Raw genomic sequence first — 18,101 nt, 5'->3', positions numbered from 1 at the left:
GACAGCGTTCATTCCCCGTTTACTATGGTCGACGTGCTAGTCGAAGATCCGGGTGCCCGCGTAGGAGTTCCGCCGCGTCGATCGTCCGCGCCGACGACCCGGATCTGGGGCGTGGCAGCGGTCCTCGCCGTCGCGGCGCTATTGATCGCCTTGCAGATCGCCGCGACCGGACAGGGGTTCGAAGGGCCGCTGGCCAGCCTGTGGAAGGACTACGCGGGCACCCCGAAATCCATGTCGGTGCCGTGGGCCGGACTGGTGCTCGCCCTGGTCGGGCTTACGGCGAGACGTCGTGTCCTCGCGGTGAGCGCCGCTGTCGTCATCGATCTGATCGGCGCGGGCGCGCGGCTGCTCGCGGGTGATCCGCCGACGGTCGGCAACGGCGCGGTCATCGTGCTCACGGCGATCGCGGTGACCGCCCTGCTGCGCTGGCGCGGGGCCGAACGGCGCAATGCCCTCGGAGCCGCGGCGCTGGGCGCGCTGCTGATCCTCGCCACCAAGGTGGGCGATGTCTGGTTGCACGTCACGGTGGTGACGCGGCCGCGGGTGCTCGACCAATACGTGATGCTGGCCGATCATGCCCTCGGCGACCCGTCGTGGCTGATGGGCCGGGTCATCGACGCGCTCGGTCCCGCTGTGTACGCGGTGCTGCACTGGGTCTATATCGAATTGCCCGTCGCGGCGATCGTCGTCGCCGTATGGCAACTGCGCCGGATCGTTCCGACCGGGCAGTGGCCCACCCACTATCTGGTGCGGACCTTCCTCGTCCTCGGTCTGCTCGGTCCGATCGTGTACCTGCTGTTCCCCGTGGTCGGCCCGATGTTCGCCTACGGCGTCGACGGTCACGGTCTGCAACTCGGCAATTACTGGCCGAGTGTGGTGCCGCCGATCGAAAGGGATCCGGCGGCGATGCCTTTCGACACCGCGACACCACGCAACTGCATGCCGTCCATGCACACCGCGTGGGCGCTGTCGGTCTTCCTGCACACCCGCCGCGATATCGACGGCTCCCGCGCTCCCGCGTGGCTGCGGTGGGGCGGCGCGTTCTGGCTGGTGTGCACCCTCATCGCGACCCTCGGCTTCGGGTATCACTACGGCGTCGACCTCGTGGCGGGCGCGGTGCTGTGTCTGACCGTGGAATCGGTGCTGCGCGAACCGGAGCGCGGTTGGGGGTGGTTCCGCGTCCGCCTGGTCGGCGCGGGGGCCGCCACGCTGGCCGCCCTGCTGCTGTCCTACCGGTATCTGGCCGTCCCCATGGCCGAATATCCGGCTCTCGCGGGAACGATCGTGCTCGCGCTGCTCGCCGGTTTCGCCGCGGCCTTCCACGCCACCTGGTTCGCGACCCACCGCGAACCGGTCCCGGCGCGAGTACAACCCGGGCTGGCGGCTGACTATTCGTAGCCGTTGCCGGTGATGTCATCGATGAGCATCAATCGATCTCGTCGCCCAGTTCGTTGACGCGCAGCATGCCGTCGCGATGGCGTTGTTCGCGGTATGCGGTGCGGCCGAGGAGATGGGCGATCACGGGAGCGGTCAGGATGGTGAACAGGGCTACCAGACCGAGCATCCAGACGTTGGCGTCGGCGCGCAGTTCGATTCCGGCGCCGAAAAGAATGAGGATGAGCCCGACCACCTGGGGTTTGGTGGCGGCGTGCATGCGGGTGAGGGTGTCGGGAAAACGCAGGATGCCGAGCGAGGCGGTGAACGCGAACAGCGCGCCGAGGACGATGAGTCCGGCCGATATCCACTCCAGCGCCGTCACCGGTCGTCCCTGACGCGGAAGCGGGAGACGGCGGCGGAGCCGAGGAATCCGACGAGGGCAAGTGCGACGATGGCGGGGATGACGGTGGTGTCACGGCTGTAGGCCGCCCACACCGCGAGGCCGGAGGCGGCGATCGCGACCAGCGAGTCGATACCGACGACCCGGTCGAGCGTATCGGGGCCCGCCAGGATTCGATAGCTGGTGAGCAAGGCCGCCGCGGACAGGAATACGGCCGCGATGACGGCGGCGACGGTCATCTACTTACCTCCGTCGGGGATGTGCGGACGGGCCGTTCGAAGCCGTCGATCAGCAGTCGTTCGAGCCTGCGGGTGGTCCGATAGAACTTGTCCACGGCGGCGTCGCTGCTCACATCCAGGACATGTACGTAGACGACACAGCGTTGCCGGTCGATCTCTAGCACCATGGTGCCGGGAATGAGATTCAACAGGTCGGTGCACAGCACCAGCACCAGATCGGAGCGGGTGCTCAAATTCACCCTGAGCACGCCCGAGACCGGTGTCGGTGCGGGGCGCACGGCGAGCCAGGCCACCTGGAAACTGGATTCGAGCGCGTAATACGCACTCACCACGACCAATTGGAGCAGGGGCAGCGGATTGAAGCGTCCGCTGCCGGGCAGCGTCGGCAGCGGCAGCGCGACCATGACCACCGTCGCGACGACGAGTCCGGCGAGCAGATTGCCGACACTGATATCGCCCCACAGCGCCATGTAGACCAGTGTCAGCCATAGCAGCAGCCCCACCTTGATGACGTTGTCGCGGTTGAGGAGACGGGAAAGGCTCATCGCGACGCTCCCGGATCGCCGAGTACCGCGCCGATATAGACGGCCGGGTCGGACAGGTCGGCGGCGGCGCGGTCGGCGATGCCGAGGACAGGACCGGCCAGCACCGTCAGGGCGAGCCCCACCGTCGCCAATGCCGCTGTCGCGGCGAGCATCAGCGGCGGGATGCGGCCGGGATCGGTGCGCTCGTCGTAGCGGACGTCTTCGTAATCCTCTATCAGGGTGGGTGGATTCGCGGCGGCGAGATGTCCTTCGGGGGCTTCGGCGCGCGGTCGCCAGAACACCTTGGCCCACACCCGCGCCGCCACGTACAGGGTGAGCAGGCTGGTGACGACGGCGCCCGCCACCAGCGTCCACGCCAGTACGCTGCCGTCGGCCGCGCCTGCCCGCAGTAACGCGACCTTGCCGATGAAACCCGAGAACGGCGGTATGCCACCGAGATTCAGTGCGGGGATGAGGAACAGCACCCCCAGGATCGGGCTCGCGGCGGCCAGTCCGCCGAGGCGGCGCAGCGAGGTCGATCCGGCCTGGCGCTCGATGAGGCCGACCACGAGGAACAGGGTGGTCTGCACCAGAATGTGGTGCGCCACATAGTAGATCGCGCCGGCCAGCCCGGCGGCGCTGCCGAGCCCGACCCCGAAGATCATGTAGCCGATATGGCTGACCAGGGTGAACGACAGCAGCCTGCGGATATCGCTCTGCGCGATCGCGCCGAAGATGCCGATCAACATGGTGAGCAGTCCGCAGACCAGCAGGACATTGTCGAAACTGCCGTCGGGGAACAGCAGCGAATGGGTCCGGATGATCGCGTACACGCCGACCTTGGTGAGCAGGCCGGCGAACACCGCGGTGACCGGGGCGGGTGCGGTGGGGTAGGAGTCGGGCAGCCAGTTCGACAGCGGGAAGACCGCGGCCTTGATGCCGAATGCCACCAGCAGCACCGCGAAGACGGCGGTGCGCACCCCCTGCGGCACCGCCTCCATCCGGACCGCCAGCTGCGCCAGATTGAGGGTGCCGCTGGTCGCGTACGCGAGACCGATCCCGATGAGGAAGATCAGCGACGACAGCATCGACACCATCACGTAGGCCACGCCCGCCCTGATCCGCTGCGCCGTCGCGCCGACGGTGAGCAGCACGAAGGACGCGGCCAGCAACATTTCGAAGCCGACGAACAGGTTGAACAGATCACCGGCGAGGAACGCCGCCGAAACACCCGCCGTCAAGACGAGATAGGTGGGCCGATAGATGGAGGTCGGCTGCCTGTCGTCACCGTCGCGGATGTTCTGGCCGGAACCGTAGAGCGACACCGCGAGCAGCACGATCGAAGACACCAGCAGCATGCCCGCCGAGAGCCGGTCCACCACCAGCGTGATGCCGATCGGCGTTTCCCATCCGCCGATCTGCACCGCGGTGGTGCCGTCGCGATCGGCGAGGTAGAGCAGCATCGCGCTGATGACGACGACGGAGCCGAGCGCGAGCAGCACCACCGTGGCCTGCACGCGCGGTTTCCTGCCGAAGACCAGGGTCACGGCGGCGGCGAGCAGCGGTACCAGCACCGGCAACGTCGCGATCGCAGGCAGCGCGCCCGAGGAGAGGCTCACGCTTCCGGATCCTCTCGCTCACGTCGTGTCGCTACCTCGACATCGTCGGGATCGTTCTCCAGAGCCTCGGTGGTGGTGAGGATGTAGGACCGGTAGGCGAGGGCGAGGACGAAAGCCGCCAGGCCCATGGTGATGACGATGGCGGTGAGCACCATCGCCTGGGCGAGCGGATCGGCCATCGCCCGCTGGTCGTCCTCGGCGGTGCCGAGAATCGGCGAGCTGCCCGCGGCTCCGCCGACGGTGAGGATCAGCAGATTCACCGCGTTGCCGAACAGGATCATCCCGAGCAGCATCTTCGATACGGTGCGTTCCAGGATCAGATACACCCCGCACGCGACGAGGACGCCGATCAGGATCAGTAGCGTCAGATTCGAGGTCACGACCGGGAACCCCCTCCCGCCGAGGCGGATTCGGTGGTGTCGCCCAGTTCGCTGTCCAGGCGCGCGCCGAGACTGCGCAGGACGTCGAGCACGAGGCCGACCACGATCAGGTACACGCCGAGGTCGAAGAACAGAGCGGTGACCAGTTTGACGTGTCCGACCAGCGGCAGCGTGACCTCGACGATCGCCGAGGAAAGGGCGGGTGCGCCGAGTAGCAGCGAGGTCGTCGCGGTGCCCGCCGCCAGGGTCAGTCCGGCGCCGAGGATCTGCCCGGCGTCGACGGGAAGCGCCTCGCCGAGTTCGTAACGTCCGCCCGCGAGATAGCGCAGGGTCAGCGCGAGACCGGCGGTGAGCCCACCCGCGAAACCGCCGCCGGGAGCGTTGTGCCCGGAGAAGAAGAAGTAGATCGAGAGCACCATGATGGTGGGGAAGATCAGTCGCGTGGTGATCTGCAGGACCATCGAACGGTCCTCGCGCGCCATCAGCCTGGACGCGGGCAGCCAACTCACCAGATCCGGGTCGTAGCGGGGTGAGTCCACCGCACGCGGCGCGGTGCCGAATCTGCGGGTGCGGAACACCAGGGAGGCGACCCCGGTCGCGGCGACGATCAGCACCGAGATCTCACCGAGGGTATCCCAGGCGCGGATATCGACGAGCAGCACGTTGACGGCGTTCTTGCCGCCGCCGATGTCGTAGGCGGCCCCCGGAATGCGATGCCAGATCGGTTCGGCGGAACGGGCCGCGGTGGCGAAAGCGGCGAGTACCGCGACGGTCGCGCCGACGACGGCGGCGAGCAGCGCCCTGCGCACCTTCGACGCGGTGGCGCGGGTGGCGTCGATCTCGGCGGGGAACGCGCGCAGTACCAGTACGAAGACCACCAGTGTGAGCGTCTCGACCAGGAATTGGGTGAGCGCGAGATCGGGGGCGCCGTGCAGGGCGAAGATCACGCCGCAGCCGTATCCGGTGACGCCGACGACCAGCACGCTGGCCAGCCGGTTGCGCAGCACCGTCGCGCACAGCGCCATCGCCGCCATGATCGCGCCGATGGCCGTTTGCAGCGGCGAATCCCACAGCCGAAGCCGCACACCGGTGCGGGTGCCGAGCGCAAGCGCGACCGTCGGCAGGATGATCAGCGTGCCGAGGATGGTGGCCTGACTCATCGGCAGCGAACCACGCTGCACCGAGCCGGTCATCCGCAGCGAAAGCCGGTCCATGGCGCGCAGTGTCGCGTCGTAGACGCGGTCGGCGTTGCCGAGAACGTGATGTGTGGTCTCGACGATCCGTCCGCGCAGCAGGAACAGCACCGTGCCCGCGGCGATGATCAGTACCGTCAGCGCCAGCGGCGCGGTGAATCCGTGCCACAGCGCCAGATGCGAGGTCGGCGTGCCGCCCGGCAGCGTTTCGGCGTAGGGACTCAGCAGGCCGTCCAGCCACGCGGCGGCGGGACCGGCGATCAGCCCGGCCACCGCGAGGATCGCGGGCGGGGCGAGGAATAGCGCGGCGGGTCGATGCCAGCCGATCACGGAGGCGCTGAGTTGTCGGGTGTGCCCGGGTTTGTCCGCGAACGCGCCCCAGATGAATCGCGCGCTGTAGCCGAGGGTCAGCGCCGAACCGACGCTCACCCCGATGACGAGTGCGATTCGCGCGGGCCAGGCCAGCACATCCGCGTCGAGGGCCGCCCCGAGGGCGCTCTCCTTGCCGACGAAGCCGACCAGCGGCGGGATACCGGCCATGCTGAGCGCCGATAGCGTCGCCACCGCGAGCAGCGCCGGTTCGCGACGGCCGAGACCGGACAGCAGGCGCAGGTCACGGGTGCCCGCCCCGTGGTCGATGACGCCGACAACCATGAACAGGCTCGCCTTGAACAGCGCGTGCGCCACGATCATCGTCACACCGGCCAGCGCCGCGTCGGGTGTGCCGATACCGACCAGCACGATCAGGAAACCCAGCTGGCTCACCGTGCCGAAGGCAAGCACCAATTTCAGGTCCGTGACCTGTAGCGCGCGCCATCCCGCCAGCAGCATCGACGCCAGACCCAGCGTCAGCACCAGCGGATGCCATGGCGGGCTGTTCGCGAAAACCGGCGCGAGCCGCGCCACCAGGTAGACGCCCGCCTTCACCATCGCCGCGGCATGCAGGTAGGCGCTCACCGGTGTCGGGGCGGCCATCGCGCCGGGCAACCAGAAATGCAGCGGAACGATCGCGGATTTGCTGAGCGCGCCGATCAGGATGAGCGCCACGGCGAAACTCACCGCGACACCGCCGGGCGGTTGTTCGCGCGCCAGCAGATCCGACAGCAGATAGCTGCCACTCGCCTGCCCGAGGATGATAATTCCGACCAGCATGGACAGTCCGCCCGCCGCGGTGACGAACAGCGCCTGCAGTGCGGCCCTTCGGCTCGACGCCCGTTCGGCGTAATGGCCGACCAGCAGGAACGACAGAACGGTCGTGGTTTCCCAGAAGATGTAGAGCAGCAACATATTGTCGCTGGTCACCAGGCCGAACATGGCGAAGGCGAAACCGACGAGTTCGGCGGCGAAAACGCCGAGGCGCGGCTCGTCGTCCTCGAAATATCGGGCGCAGTAACAGAGGATCAGCGCGCCGATACCGAGGACGAGGGCGGCCATGATGGCGGCGAGCGAATCGAAGCGCAGATCGATATTCATCTCGATCGTAGGCGCCCAAGTGATTCGAACCTGCTGCGTACTACCCCAATTCGCGACGACCCAGCTCAATCCGCCCAGCGGAACCAGCGCGAGCGGATAGAAGGCATTGCGCCCCCAAGCCCGCACGCACAGCGGTGCCGCCAACGCGGCGATCGCGTGTACGAGCAGGATTACGAGCAAACTGCACTCCGTCGGGTAGTAGCGGCGGGGTACTGCCAGTAAACCCTACGTGGAAACCGGATTTTTCGCGGGCTCGCAGACTATGGCGCAGGCCATTGTCCGGCCTCTCGGCTATATATCCGCTACCGCACCGGTCGGGGCGGGCGCGAGTGGTCGCGGCTGGCTCGGCGGCCGAAGTCGGTACAGCCCCGTCAGCCCGATCGCGCAGCCGATCGTGATCACCAACGCGGTTTTGCCGGGGGTGCCGACGCCCGCCATCGCGTCCCGGACCGGAAGATCGCCTTCTACCGGCAGCGCGGTGACGATCGAGGGGAGGAACAGCGCCGCCAGCGCCAGCACGCCGCTCGGCGCGTAGCGGGGCTGGGCGCAGCCGCAGCAATAACCCGCGATGAAGGCCAGCGCGATACTGCCGATCGCGTACATCACCGTGTTGTCGTAGGGCGCGACCACGATCGCGAACACCGACAGCACCCCGATCATGAACAATCCGAAGCCTGGCACGGGCGCCCTGAACCCCGCGACGATGCCGATTCCGGTCGCCACGAGCACGGCGGCCAGACTCCATGTGGGCCGGGGCGTCGCGCCCAATGCGTCGGAGGTGGGGACGAGGCTGGCGGCGAGCAGGATCGCCACACCGTCGCGGCGCGGCAGCAGCATGGCCGCCACGGTCGCCGCGGTCACGGTGGCGATCACGGCGAGCGTGATATCGATCGTGTGGCCGCCCGAACGGTCGTACTGTCGCGCCAGCCATTCGGTGCCCATGAGGACGGGCAGCGCGATGACGAGGGCGGCGAGGACCGGGGTGATGGGCAGTTCCGCCGCCTGTCGCGGATCGCGGAATCGCCCGCGCCGCACACCATTGCGGATGGCGCTCAGGACAATGAGCAGGATCGTCGAGCCGATGAGCCAGGTCGGCGGTGTGTCCAGCACGGCGTAGGGATCGCGAGCCTTGATATCCAGGAATTCGGCGAGGTCGCCGTAGACGAAGAAACCGATGGCGCCGAGTGCGAATCCGAATGCGGGAAGCGGCGCGCGCAGCACGGCCGCGCCGAGCGCGCCGAGGAGTATTCCGCCGCATAGTGATTCGACATAATCCTGCGTGGCGAGCAGATCGGCCGACGAGGCATTATGCCCGGCGAGATGATTGACGAACAGTCCACACGAACCGGCGAGCGCTACCATCCACGCGGTCACCGGACGGGTGAACGTCGTCACCAGCACGGCGACCGCCGCCGCGACGACGACACCGATCGCCGCGCCACGCGGCACGCTGGTGTAGAGGTTGGCGAGGGCGTACGGGGTGCCCTCCCCGGCCCAGGCGTACGTGATGGGCAGCAATATCGCGACGCCCCCGACCGCGGCCCCGCAGCAGGCCGTGATCGCGTCGAATACCTCCCCGATCGCTCGCACGTGCCGAATTTACCCGGACCGCGCCTCCGAGTCGGTGATTGCCGGAATATGGCCGGTACATGTCGCGCGGCGGGAAATACCTGAAAGCGGTGAATTACGGGCTATTAGCCACCGCATATCACTCGCGGGGTTGGGCGAGTCGTGCACTACCCGCGATTCTCGGCATATCGGCGCAACGATTCGGTCTGCTCCGGATCGAGGGAGGGACGAACTACCGCGCGGGCGGCGGCGACGTCGGCCGCGGTCACGTCGGCGGTATCCACATCCCTTCGCATCGCCGCCAGTGCCGCCTCCCGGAGCACGGCCGCGCAGTCGGCGGCGGAGTAGCCGTCCAGATCGGTGGCCAGCGCCGCCAGGTCGATATCGTCGGCGAGCGGCACCGAACGACCCGCGGTGCGCAGGATTTCGCGCCGCGCGTCCGCGTCCGGCGGCGGCACGAAGACCAACCGCTCCAACCGGCCGGGACGCAGTAACGCCGGATCGATCAGTTCCGGGCGATTCGTCGCGCCGAGCACCACCACATCGCGCAGCGGCTCGACCCCGTCCATCTCGGTGAGCAGCGCCGCCACCACCCGGTCGCCGACACCGGAGTCACCGCTCTGCCCGCGTCGAGGGGCCAGCGCGTCCACCTCGTCGAGGAAGATCAGCGCGGGCGCGGAATCGCGTGCCCGCTGGAATAATTCGCGTACCGCGCGCTCCGAGGAACCCACCCATTTGTCCATGAGTTCGGCGCCCTTCACCGCGTGCACGCTCAGTTGGCCGGTGCTCGCCAGCGCGCGTACCAGGAAGGTCTTCCCGCAGCCGGGCGGCCCGTAGAGCAGCACTCCGCGCGGCGGGTCGATACCGAGCCGGGCAAAGGAATCCGGATGTCGCAGCGGCCAGAGTACGGCTTCGGTGAGCGCCTGTTTGGTCTCGACCATATCGCCGACATCATCGAGTGCCAGACTTCCGATCGCGAGTTCCTCTGTGCCCGAACGTGACAGCGGTCGAATCACCTCGAGCGCGCCGGTCAGGTCATCCTGGGTCAGCTGCGGCTCCGACTGCTCCCTGCTCGCGCGCGAGGCGGCAAGCAGTGCGGCCTCCCGGCACAGCGCCGCCAGATCCGACACCACGAATCCCGGTGTGCGCGCGGCGATCTTGTCCAATTCCAGCGCGGCGGTCGGCACCTTGCGCAGCAACTGTTCCAGCAGCGCCTTGCGCACGAGGGCGGTGGGCAACGCCAGCGTCAGTTCGCGATCGCACAGATCCGGCGCGCGCAACCTCGGATCGAGCGCGCTCGGCTGCGAGGTCGTCGCCAGGAACGCGACGCTCGGTGCGGCCACCGCGGCGCGCAACTGATCCAGGATCAGGGTCGCGACCGGTTCGGCGTCGGCGGGCAGTAATGCGTCGATATCGGTGACCAGCAGGATTCCGCCTCGGCCGGACGCGATATCGGCCACCGCTGTCGCCACCGCGCGCAGCCGGGCGCCGACCTCGGCCGCGCCGACGGTCGGCCCGTCCACCTCGATGAGGCGCCGCGGCGCGACCACCGACCGGGCCAGCGTCGCCTTGCCGACACCAGCCGGACCGGTGATGAGCACACCGAGATTCGGTGTGGCGCCGAGGACTTTGAGCAGTTCGGGTTCGTCCAGCGCGAGACTGAGCCATTCGGCGAGTTTCGCGGCCTGGTTGTGCGCGCCTGCCAGATCCTCCACCGCGACGACCGTGGCCTCACCGGCCACGACCCGAGTGTCGACGGACACCTCCGCGACGGCGAGAGAAGCCAATGCCGCCGGATCGGAGACTCGGGCCGCCGCGTGATCGGTCGCCGCCACACCCTGACCCCACGCCACCGCGGTATTCGGCTGCACGCTGACCGGGCCCCCGCCGGGATCGGTGGCGGTGACGGTGAGCAGTTCGGTGGTCCACGCGATGCCGAAAGTGCGCGAAAGCGCCTGGCTGGCTACCGAAGACGGAATATCGGGTCCGAGTTCGCGAGGGAGCAGCGATACCGTGTCGCCGACCGTGACGATTTTGCCGAGCAGCGCCTGCCGCAAGGTCGCGGCGGGAATGCTGCTGGTGGCGTGCACCGATCCGCTCACCGAGATCTGCCTGGCGCCGAAGACGGTCGCCGCGGACACCACCACCGTGGCGTCCTCCCGTAGGCCCGCGTTCGACAATGTGACGTCATCGAGTAACGCCACCCCGGCCGGGGTACCGGCGGGGGCCGCCCCCGCCACCGCCGCGGTGCGCCGCGCGCCGATCAGCGTGACACCGTCCCACTCGCGTAGGCCGAGCGCGGTCAGCGCCTCCGGATGCAGCCGAATCACCCCGCGCCGCGCGTCGGCGGCGGAGGAATGCAAGCGAGCGGTGAGCGCCAGTTCTGCCACCGTGCCATTCTGCCCCCGCGCGGGCGCGGAATGGCGACGGTCAGTGCTTGACGACGATTCCCGCCGCTACGGCCACCGGCTTATTCGCGTTGCTCGATGACAAGCAGACCAGCTTGGCGGTACCGAGCGCGACATTCGGACTACCCGCGAACGGGCTGTCCGGATTCTCCGCCAGAATCTCCTCGATCAACGCCTTCTCGCCGGTGCTGTCGAGACCCTTGAACTGCGCGCACGTCGTATCCGACGCTCTGCCCGCAGGGGCATCGGCGGGCGTGGAGGCGGACGGCGTCGTGGACGGCGAACCACTGGCCGAGGTGGGCGCGATGGCGGTCGACGTCGGACGCGCCGAACTCGTCGCGCTGGTATCGGTAGTGCCCTTGCGCAGACCGCTCGCGTCGGAGGTCTCCTTCGACCCGCCGCAGCCTGTCAGCATCAGAGCCACCGCTCCGGCGGCCACGACGATGACGGAAATTCTCTTCATCTTCTGCATTCCCGGGTGGCTCGAGGCGCCGGGGCCTCCGGCGCGTTCGGTGCAGCGTACCGGGTGCGTTCCAGGACTCGGCATGGGAGGTTCTCCAGACGATCGGGTGGTCGCGACGCCACGATCGGCGCGCCCACACCACTGTCGCGAATACCGCTTGCGAACACCCAATCGATCGCTGAGCAGATGAATCGCCCAGGTCACCGCATCAATGGATGTGCTGGCGCCAATCCGAGGGGACACGACCCCGCGGACCCGGCACGCCCTGATCGGCCGGATGACTGTGCGGCGGAGCCAAGTCGGGACCACCGCTGTACATCTCGTTCGCACCGAAATTCCAGAACCAATCCTCGCCGGGCTCGAAGCTCTGGATGAACGGATGGCCGGTGGCGGCGGCATGTTTGGACGCGTGCTGCGACGGTGACGTATCGCAGCAGCCGATATGGCCGCATTGCGCGCACCGGCGCAGATGCACCCACCAACCCTGCGTCGTCTCGCATTCCACACAGCCGGGACCACTCGGTGGAACAGTGGGATCGATACCTTCGATCGCATCGGTGCTCATCGGGGCTCCTGTCATTTCGGCCGCGCGGCCGCGAACGGGTCGCTCGTAGGACTCGCTCCGCGCCGGGGCGGATATGCGGACTCGGCGCTTCTCGTCACGGCTGGGGTTCTACCGGTTCATCATCGGCCGGGGTGGTGCGGTGTAAGGGGAGGCGGACGATGAATCTCGTATTTCCCGGCTCGGATTCGACTCGGATATCTCCGTCGTGCTTGTTCACCACGATGCGGAACGAGATGTCGAGGCCGAGGCCGGTGCCGTCGCCGACCGGTTTGGTGGTGAAGAACGGTTCGAAGACGCGTCTGCGGATGTCTTCGGGAATTCCGGGGCCGGTGTCGCCGATCTCGATGACCGCGCATTCGGTTTCCCGGTATGTCCGCACGGTGAGGGTGCCTCGGCCCTCCATCGCGTAGCAGGCGTTATCGATCAGGTTGGTCCATACCTGGTTGAGTTCGGCCGCGTAGCACGGGATGGGGGGCAGGGTGCGGTCGTATTCCTTGACGACCCGGATTCCGTCGCCGAGTTTGCGGCTCATCATCACGAGTGTGCTGTCGAGCAGTTCGTGCAGGTCGACCACCTGGAAGGGGGCGCGGTCCATTTGTGAGTACTGTTTGGCCGCGTTGACGAGGGTGGAGATCCGCGCGGTGGAATCGCCGATCTCGTTCATCAGCAGTTCGGTCTCGATGGTGTAGTTGAGCCAGCGGATCGCGCCCTCGAAAACCTTGTTCGGGCAGGCCTCCAGGGTGCCGCGCACGCGTTCGAGCCAATCCACGTCGAATCCGGCCTGCACGAAATTCGGCGCGAGATTCCAGCCGTCGATGATGTCGTGGTCTTGGAGCCATTCGCCGAGCAGATCTTCGCGATCGGCAGCCTCCATCGGCGTCAGCTCGGGGGCCTTGGCCACCTGCGCCGCCGCTTCCTCCTGCAGTCGGACCAAGGTCACGAGCACTTCGGGCTGGAATTTGCCGTCGGCCATCATGGCCAGTTTGTGGCGCATGCCCGCGATGCGTTCACGGAGGCCGGAGGTGGCGCGCACCGCCGCGGCGGCCGGATTGTTCAGTTCGTGAGTCAGGCCCGCCGACAGCGAACCGAGTGCGAGCAGTCGCTCTCGTTCGGCCAGGCGTTGATTGCTCGCGCGGTTGCCGTTGAACGCGCCCTCCAGCAGGTGCACCGCCATCGGGAACCACGAGTGCATCATCAGCGAGAAAGTGCTCGCGTCCAGGACGAAGAATCGGGACCGGCGGGTCGCGTACACCGATCCGGAATAGGTCTGGTCGACCTTGTCGCCGAGGTAGGCCGTCCACGCGCCCGCGTAGACACCCCGGTAGTCGGTGCGGTTCAACTCGATTTCGACACCGCCGGAAAGTTTGGTCAGGCGCAGCTCACCGTCCAACAGCACGTAGAAGCAGGTGGCCGGGTCACCCTCGCGGCAGACGAGGCCGGGCTCCAGGTATTCGATTCTGCCGTCGGCGCACAGCCAGTTCAGCTGTTCGTCGGTCAGATGTTCGAACAGGAACAGCGTGCGCAGTTCCCCCGGATCGCATACCGGGGTGCGCGTGATGGTTTCCTCGCCCATGGTCCTCGCCTCCGATTACGCCAGATACCTGTGCACGAGCATGACGGCCATCGCTCCCTCGCCGACCGCGGAGGCCACCCGCTTGGCGGAGTCGGCGTGCACGTCGCCCGCGACGAATACGCCGGGCACACTCGTTTCCAAGTGGTGTGGTGGCCTCGGCAATTCCCAGCCCGCCGGACGTGCGCCGTCGACGAGCAGATCCGGTCCGGCCAGGACGTAACCGGCGTCGTCGCGGATCACCACGCCGTCGAGCCAATCGGTCTGCGGTGCGGCCCCGATGAACAGGAACAATCGCTCGGCCTCGACCTTGTCCTCCGCGCCCGTCGCGCTGTTGCGCAGCACGATCCGCTGGAGGTGGTCGGCGCCGTCGGCGGCGGTCACCTCGGTATCGGTGTGCACCATGATGTTCGGGATCTGCTCGATCTGCTGAATCAGGTAGTGCGACATGGATTTGGTCAGCGAATCGGAACGGACAACCAGATGCACGGTTCGCGCGTTGCGGGAGAGGAAGACCGCCGCCTGCCCGGCCGAATTCGCGCCGCCGACGATGTAGACGTCGTGGTCGGCGCATTCGGCGGCTTCGGTCATCGCCGATCCGTAGTAGACGCCGCGGCCGGTGAAATCGTCCACCCCGGGGGCGGGATGGCGGCGATAGTCGACACCGGTCGCGATGATCACGGTGTGACCGCACAGCCGCCCGCCGTCGGAGAAGTTCACGGTGCGGGCCGAACCGTTCACCTCGAGCCCGGTCACCTCCCGCGTGGTGATGATCTCCGCACCGAATTTCGCGGCCTGCCTGCGCGCGCGATCGGCGAGTTGCGCCCCTGACACACCGTCGGGGAAGCCGAGATAATTCTCGATCCGCGAACTCTGTCCGGCCTGCCCTCCTGTCGCGGTGCGCTCGACGAGCACCGTGCGCAGTCCTTCGGAGGCTCCGTAGACCGCGGCGCCCAGTCCGGCGGGGCCGCCGCCGACCACGATCAGGTCGTAGAAATCGCCGGTGGGCGTGATATTGAGTCCAACGCTTTCGGCCAGTTCACCGTCGGTGGGCTGGATCAGCGCCGTACCCGAGGAGGTGATCACCACCGGACATCGTTCGGCGTCGGCGTTCGCCGCGGCGAGCAGTCGCGCACCCTCCGGCTCGTCGGCCGGGTACCAGCGGTAGGGCAGCTGATTGCGGGCCAGGAATTCCCGCACCTGGGAGGAACGCGGCGACCACCGGTTGCCGATCACCTTGGTCCCGGTCACCGGCTTGTTGTCACTGGATCGCCAGGCTTCCAGCAGACCGTCGAGCACCGGATACAGCTTCTCCTCCGGCGGATCCCACGGTTTCAGCAGGTAGTGGTCGAGATCGACCACGTTGATCGCGTCGATGGCGGCGCTGGTGTCGGCGTAGGCCGTCAGCAGCACGCGACGGGCGAACGGGTGCAGGTCCATCGCCTGCTCCAGGAATTCGATGCCGTCCATCCCCGGCATCCGGTAGTCGGCGATCAGCACCGCCACGGGGTGACCGCGCAATTTCATCTCGCGCAACGCGTCGAGCGCGTCCGGTCCGGATTCCGCGCGCAGAATCCGGTAGTCGGCCCCGTACCGGCGGCGCAGATCACGCACGACGGCACGCGAGACGCCAGGATCGTCATCGACACTGAGGATGGCCGGCTTCGTAGCAGCGGCGGGTGCGGTCACCACAGAATTATGCCGCGTCGCGCCGCCTCGCGCTGGCGGCGAAGAATCTCCCTCGTGCTCGAACCCGTCCCCCGGACGTCACAGCCGGTGTCGCTGGACCAAGTCGAGCTCACTCGGTGTCAGCAGTCGCTCCAGGCCTTCCTCTCGGGCCTGGTTCCTGGCCTGGCGGGGCGTCGAGCCGCCACCTGATGTGGATGTATCGGGATCGAGGGAGGGGAGCAGCGGAATCTGGTCCGCGTGCCGACGGTGCAGTATTGAGCGCAGTTTCACGGCCGGATCACCTCACGATGGACGGAAATGCTGGTGGCAGTGTCTGTTGCTTCGTTTATCAACCATTGTGCGCGCCGCATTACAGCGGAAGGTCGCCGACGGCCCGAAATGTGACCTGGGTTTCTCCGGTCCGGCGCGGCTAGGATGCGAACCCACACGCCGTTGACAGGCGCGCGGATGCCGCGCGCGCGACCCGGAGGCACCGTTGCCCAACACTCTCGAAGCCGCTATCGATATCGCCGCGCCCCCGGAACAGGTGTGGAAGGTGGTGTCCGACCTCAGGCGCATGCCCGAATTCAGTCCGCATACCGTGCGCATGGTCGCGCTCGGCACGCCGAAGGCCGGCACCTGGACCGTCAATTGGAACCGGGACGGCAAGAAGTTCTACCCGACCACCTCGCGCATCGTGCGATACGAACCAGGTCGGGCCTTCGCCTTCCGGATGAACGAGAACTTCACGATCTGGAGTTACACGCTGGAACCGACCGCGACCGGCACCAGGTTGATCGAACGCCGAGATGTCGTCAACGGCGTGTCCTGGCCGGTCCGCAAAATGGTCGACGCCGTCCTCGGCGGTGAGCAGGTATTCGAGGCGAACCTGGTCAAGGGGATGAACGAGACCCTCGGCAAGATCAAGACGGCGGTCGAATCGGGCGCGTGACAGCACGCGGGCGGGTCACCTTCCTCGCGAAGGTCACCCGCCCGTACGCCGAATCCGGACTACTGCCAATTCGGCAGGTTGACGACCTGCGCGGCGTAGGACAGCCCGGCCCCGAACGCGATCAGCAGCGCGGTATCGCCGGGCTTGGATCGGCCCTTGCGTAACAGCGCCTCCATGGCCAGCGGAATCGAGGCGGCCGAGGTATTGCCGGTTTCCTCGATATCGTCGGCGAGCGCGCAGCTCTCGGGGAGTTTCAGCACCCTGGCCATGATGTCTATGATCCGGCCGTTGGCCTGATGCGGGATCATGGCGTCGAGGTCGTCGGTGGAAAGCCCGGCCCTGTCGATGGCGTCGCGGCACACCTTCTCGAGGGAATGCGCAGCCCACCGGAATACCGCGGTGCCCTCCATCGTGAGGTAGGGGCGGATGGCGTCGGCGCCCTTCTGCTCGACCTCGCGGACGAATTCCATCCAGTCCTTGTCCTGCCGGATGGCGTGGTGCTGGGTGCCGTCGGAACCCCATACCGTCGGCCCGATGCCCGGTTCGTCCGCCGGGCCGACGATGACGGCGCCAGCGCCGTCGGCGAAAAGGAACGCGGTGGAGCGATCCGCCGGATTGATGGCGTCGGTCAATTTCTCCACCCCGATGACGAGCACATTCTTCGAGGTGCCCGCGCGGACCAGATCCGAGGCGAGTGCGAGACCGTGGCAGAAGCCCGCGCATCCGGCCGAGATGTCGAAGGCCGCCGCGCCGTTCATACCGAGTTCGGTCGCGATCTGCGGCCCGGCGGCAGGGGTGAGCAGTAGGTGGGTGGAGGTGGCGACGATGACGCAGTCGACCTGGTCGACGTCGACCCCGGCGGATTCGAGCGCCCCGCGCGCGGCGGCCACGCTCATGCTCTGGATCGTTTCGTCCGCCCCGGCGAATCGGCGCGTTTTTATGCCCGACCTCGTCCGGATCCATTCGTCGCTGGAATCGATCGGACTCGCCACCTCGTCGTTGGTGACGACTCGGGCCGGGCGATATACGCCGAGTCCGAGGATCGCGGTGTGCTCTGCCCCCGTGGTCTGGGCGATTCGAGCAGCCATGGTGCGTCTCCTATGTACCTGGGGCGCTGCCGCCGGGTTGTCTCCGAAGCATCCGAAATGTCCTCACCGTCGGGCTCAGCGCCGCTGAGCTCCGCATGGCCGAGCTCTGCGAGCCCTGGCTACGTCACCGTAGACATGAGGGCCCCTCATATTATCCTTCAACCCGGGTTTCGGAAGTGCGTATTCTCACAATGGCCGGGTATACCCTCGATAGCACGGCAATTGCTGATCGTTCGTGCCCAACTAGTGATGCGAGGTCACCATGCTCGGTCTCGGGATTATCGGCTGGATCATCATCGGCGGACTTGCGGGGTGGATCGCAAGCAAGATCATGAAGACGGATGCCCAGCAGGGCATCATCCTCAATATCGTGGTCGGTGTCATCGGTGGTTTGCTGGGCGGATTCGTGCTGGCGCTGTTCGGCGTCGACGTGGACAGCGCGGGCTGGTTCTTCAGCTTCTTCACCTGCCTGGCGGGGGCGGTGATCCTGCTGTACCTGGTGAAACTGTTCACCGGACGCAAGGTCCACTGACGGGCATATGCCACGGGCTCCCTTCCCGTAAGGTGTGATCGCTTGCGCCGGACCTATCGTGGAGAGGCGCGAACCGTTCTA

16 protein-coding genes are annotated in these 18,101 nt (G+C 67.3%); 3 read left to right on the top strand and 13 right to left on the bottom strand.

What is annotated here, in order from left to right; translation table 11 throughout:
- The first annotated feature begins 24 nt into the window (after nucleotides 1–24).
- The gene (locus ABZS43_RS18810) at nucleotides 25–1,398 is read left to right on the top strand and encodes a DUF5933 domain-containing protein (protein WP_355037187.1); all 1,374 of its coding nucleotides are present in this window, start codon (nucleotides 25–27) and stop codon (nucleotides 1,396–1,398) included.
- Nucleotides 1,399–1,426: 28 nt separating this feature from the next.
- On the opposite strand, the gene mnhG is transcribed toward ABZS43_RS18810, so the two are convergent.
- The 12 genes from mnhG to ABZS43_RS18750 all read right to left on the bottom strand — a co-directional run bounded on the left by mnhG (nucleotide 1,427) and on the right by ABZS43_RS18750 (nucleotide 15,469).
- Nucleotides 1,427–1,759 carry a monovalent cation/H(+) antiporter subunit G gene (mnhG, locus tag ABZS43_RS18805; protein ID WP_355037186.1) on the bottom strand — a complete coding sequence of 111 codons (333 nt, stop codon included), beginning with the start codon at nucleotides 1,757–1,759 and terminating at the stop codon, nucleotides 1,427–1,429.
- A complete protein-coding gene (locus tag ABZS43_RS18800) occupies nucleotides 1,756–2,016 on the bottom strand; it encodes a monovalent cation/H+ antiporter complex subunit F (RefSeq protein ID WP_355037185.1) in 261 nt (86 codons plus the stop codon). Before ABZS43_RS18800 ends, mnhG begins: the two co-directional genes overlap by 4 nt.
- On the bottom strand, nucleotides 2,013–2,561 hold the full coding sequence (locus tag ABZS43_RS18795) for a Na+/H+ antiporter subunit E (RefSeq protein ID WP_355037184.1): 549 nt from the start codon (nucleotides 2,559–2,561) through the stop codon (nucleotides 2,013–2,015). The genes ABZS43_RS18800 and ABZS43_RS18795 overlap by 4 nt, the downstream gene beginning before the upstream one ends.
- Nucleotides 2,558–4,159: a Na+/H+ antiporter subunit D gene (locus ABZS43_RS18790; protein WP_355037183.1), complete on the bottom strand. Its 1,602-nt coding sequence runs from the start codon at nucleotides 4,157–4,159 to the stop codon at nucleotides 2,558–2,560. Before ABZS43_RS18790 ends, ABZS43_RS18795 begins: the two co-directional genes overlap by 4 nt.
- Nucleotides 4,156–4,539 (bottom strand): Na(+)/H(+) antiporter subunit C, encoded by a 384-nt coding sequence (locus ABZS43_RS18785; RefSeq protein WP_355037182.1) that lies wholly within the window; start codon nucleotides 4,537–4,539, stop codon nucleotides 4,156–4,158. The genes ABZS43_RS18790 and ABZS43_RS18785 overlap by 4 nt, the downstream gene beginning before the upstream one ends.
- Nucleotides 4,536–7,385, bottom strand: coding sequence for a Na+/H+ antiporter subunit A (locus ABZS43_RS18780; RefSeq protein ID WP_355037181.1), 2,850 nt, complete (start codon nucleotides 7,383–7,385; stop codon nucleotides 4,536–4,538). The genes ABZS43_RS18785 and ABZS43_RS18780 overlap by 4 nt, the downstream gene beginning before the upstream one ends.
- Before the next feature lie 111 nt (nucleotides 7,386–7,496).
- Nucleotides 7,497–8,795 (bottom strand): hypothetical protein, encoded by a 1,299-nt coding sequence (locus tag ABZS43_RS18775; protein ID WP_355037180.1) that lies wholly within the window; start codon nucleotides 8,793–8,795, stop codon nucleotides 7,497–7,499.
- Nucleotides 8,796–8,941: 146 nt separating this feature from the next.
- A complete protein-coding gene (locus ABZS43_RS18770) occupies nucleotides 8,942–11,164 on the bottom strand; it encodes an AAA family ATPase (protein WP_355037179.1) in 2,223 nt (740 codons plus the stop codon).
- Nucleotides 11,165–11,204: 40 nt separating this feature from the next.
- The gene (locus ABZS43_RS18765; RefSeq protein WP_355037178.1) at nucleotides 11,205–11,645 is read right to left on the bottom strand and encodes a hypothetical protein; all 441 of its coding nucleotides are present in this window, start codon (nucleotides 11,643–11,645) and stop codon (nucleotides 11,205–11,207) included.
- Between the two features lie 208 nt (nucleotides 11,646–11,853).
- Nucleotides 11,854–12,210, bottom strand: coding sequence for a UBP-type zinc finger domain-containing protein (locus tag ABZS43_RS18760; RefSeq protein ID WP_355037177.1), 357 nt, complete (start codon nucleotides 12,208–12,210; stop codon nucleotides 11,854–11,856).
- Between the two features lie 94 nt (nucleotides 12,211–12,304).
- A complete protein-coding gene (locus ABZS43_RS18755; RefSeq protein WP_355037176.1) occupies nucleotides 12,305–13,783 on the bottom strand; it encodes an ATP-binding protein in 1,479 nt (492 codons plus the stop codon).
- 15 nt (nucleotides 13,784–13,798) lie between these two features.
- Nucleotides 13,799–15,469, bottom strand: coding sequence for an FAD-dependent oxidoreductase (locus ABZS43_RS18750; protein WP_355037175.1), 1,671 nt, complete (start codon nucleotides 15,467–15,469; stop codon nucleotides 13,799–13,801).
- A 475-nt stretch (nucleotides 15,470–15,944) separates the two neighbouring features.
- Between ABZS43_RS18750 and ABZS43_RS18745 the strand changes: the two genes are divergently transcribed.
- On the top strand, nucleotides 15,945–16,400 hold the full coding sequence (locus ABZS43_RS18745; protein WP_355037174.1) for an SRPBCC family protein: 456 nt from the start codon (nucleotides 15,945–15,947) through the stop codon (nucleotides 16,398–16,400).
- Between the two features lie 59 nt (nucleotides 16,401–16,459).
- Here the strand turns inward: ABZS43_RS18745 and ABZS43_RS18740 are convergent, their stop codons facing one another.
- Nucleotides 16,460–17,488, bottom strand: a complete 1,029-nt coding sequence (locus ABZS43_RS18740; RefSeq protein WP_355037173.1) for a beta-ketoacyl-ACP synthase III — start codon at nucleotides 17,486–17,488, stop codon at nucleotides 16,460–16,462.
- A 262-nt stretch (nucleotides 17,489–17,750) separates the two neighbouring features.
- Between ABZS43_RS18740 and ABZS43_RS18735 the strand changes: the two genes are divergently transcribed.
- Nucleotides 17,751–18,020 carry a GlsB/YeaQ/YmgE family stress response membrane protein gene (locus ABZS43_RS18735; protein WP_355037172.1) on the top strand — a complete coding sequence of 90 codons (270 nt, stop codon included), beginning with the start codon at nucleotides 17,751–17,753 and terminating at the stop codon, nucleotides 18,018–18,020.
- Nucleotides 18,021–18,101: the final 81 nt, after the last annotated feature.

Source organism: Nocardia sp. NPDC005366 (assembly GCF_040606855.1).
Taxonomy (GTDB): Bacteria; Actinomycetota; Actinomycetes; order Mycobacteriales; family Mycobacteriaceae; genus Nocardia.
This window is presented reverse-complemented; position numbering and strand designations above follow the sequence as displayed.

Excerpts from the sequence above, each read along its gene's own strand:
- ABZS43_RS18810 (WP_355037187.1), top strand. The coding sequence starts at position 25 with ATGGTCGACGTGCTAGTCGAAGATCCGGGTGCCCGCGTAGGAGTTCCG.
- ABZS43_RS18800 (WP_355037185.1), bottom strand. The coding sequence starts at position 2,016 with ATGACCGTCGCCGCCGTCATCGCGGCCGTATTCCTGTCCGCGGCGGCC.
- ABZS43_RS18795 (WP_355037184.1), bottom strand. The coding sequence starts at position 2,561 with ATGAGCCTTTCCCGTCTCCTCAACCGCGACAACGTCATCAAGGTGGGG.
- ABZS43_RS18765 (WP_355037178.1), bottom strand. The coding sequence starts at position 11,645 with ATGAAGAGAATTTCCGTCATCGTCGTGGCCGCCGGAGCGGTGGCTCTG.
- ABZS43_RS18760 (WP_355037177.1), bottom strand. The coding sequence starts at position 12,210 with ATGAGCACCGATGCGATCGAAGGTATCGATCCCACTGTTCCACCGAGT.
- ABZS43_RS18755 (WP_355037176.1), bottom strand. The coding sequence starts at position 13,783 with ATGGGCGAGGAAACCATCACGCGCACCCCGGTATGCGATCCGGGGGAA.
- ABZS43_RS18740 (WP_355037173.1), bottom strand. The coding sequence starts at position 17,488 with ATGGCTGCTCGAATCGCCCAGACCACGGGGGCAGAGCACACCGCGATC.
- ABZS43_RS18735 (WP_355037172.1), top strand. The coding sequence starts at position 17,751 with ATGCTCGGTCTCGGGATTATCGGCTGGATCATCATCGGCGGACTTGCG.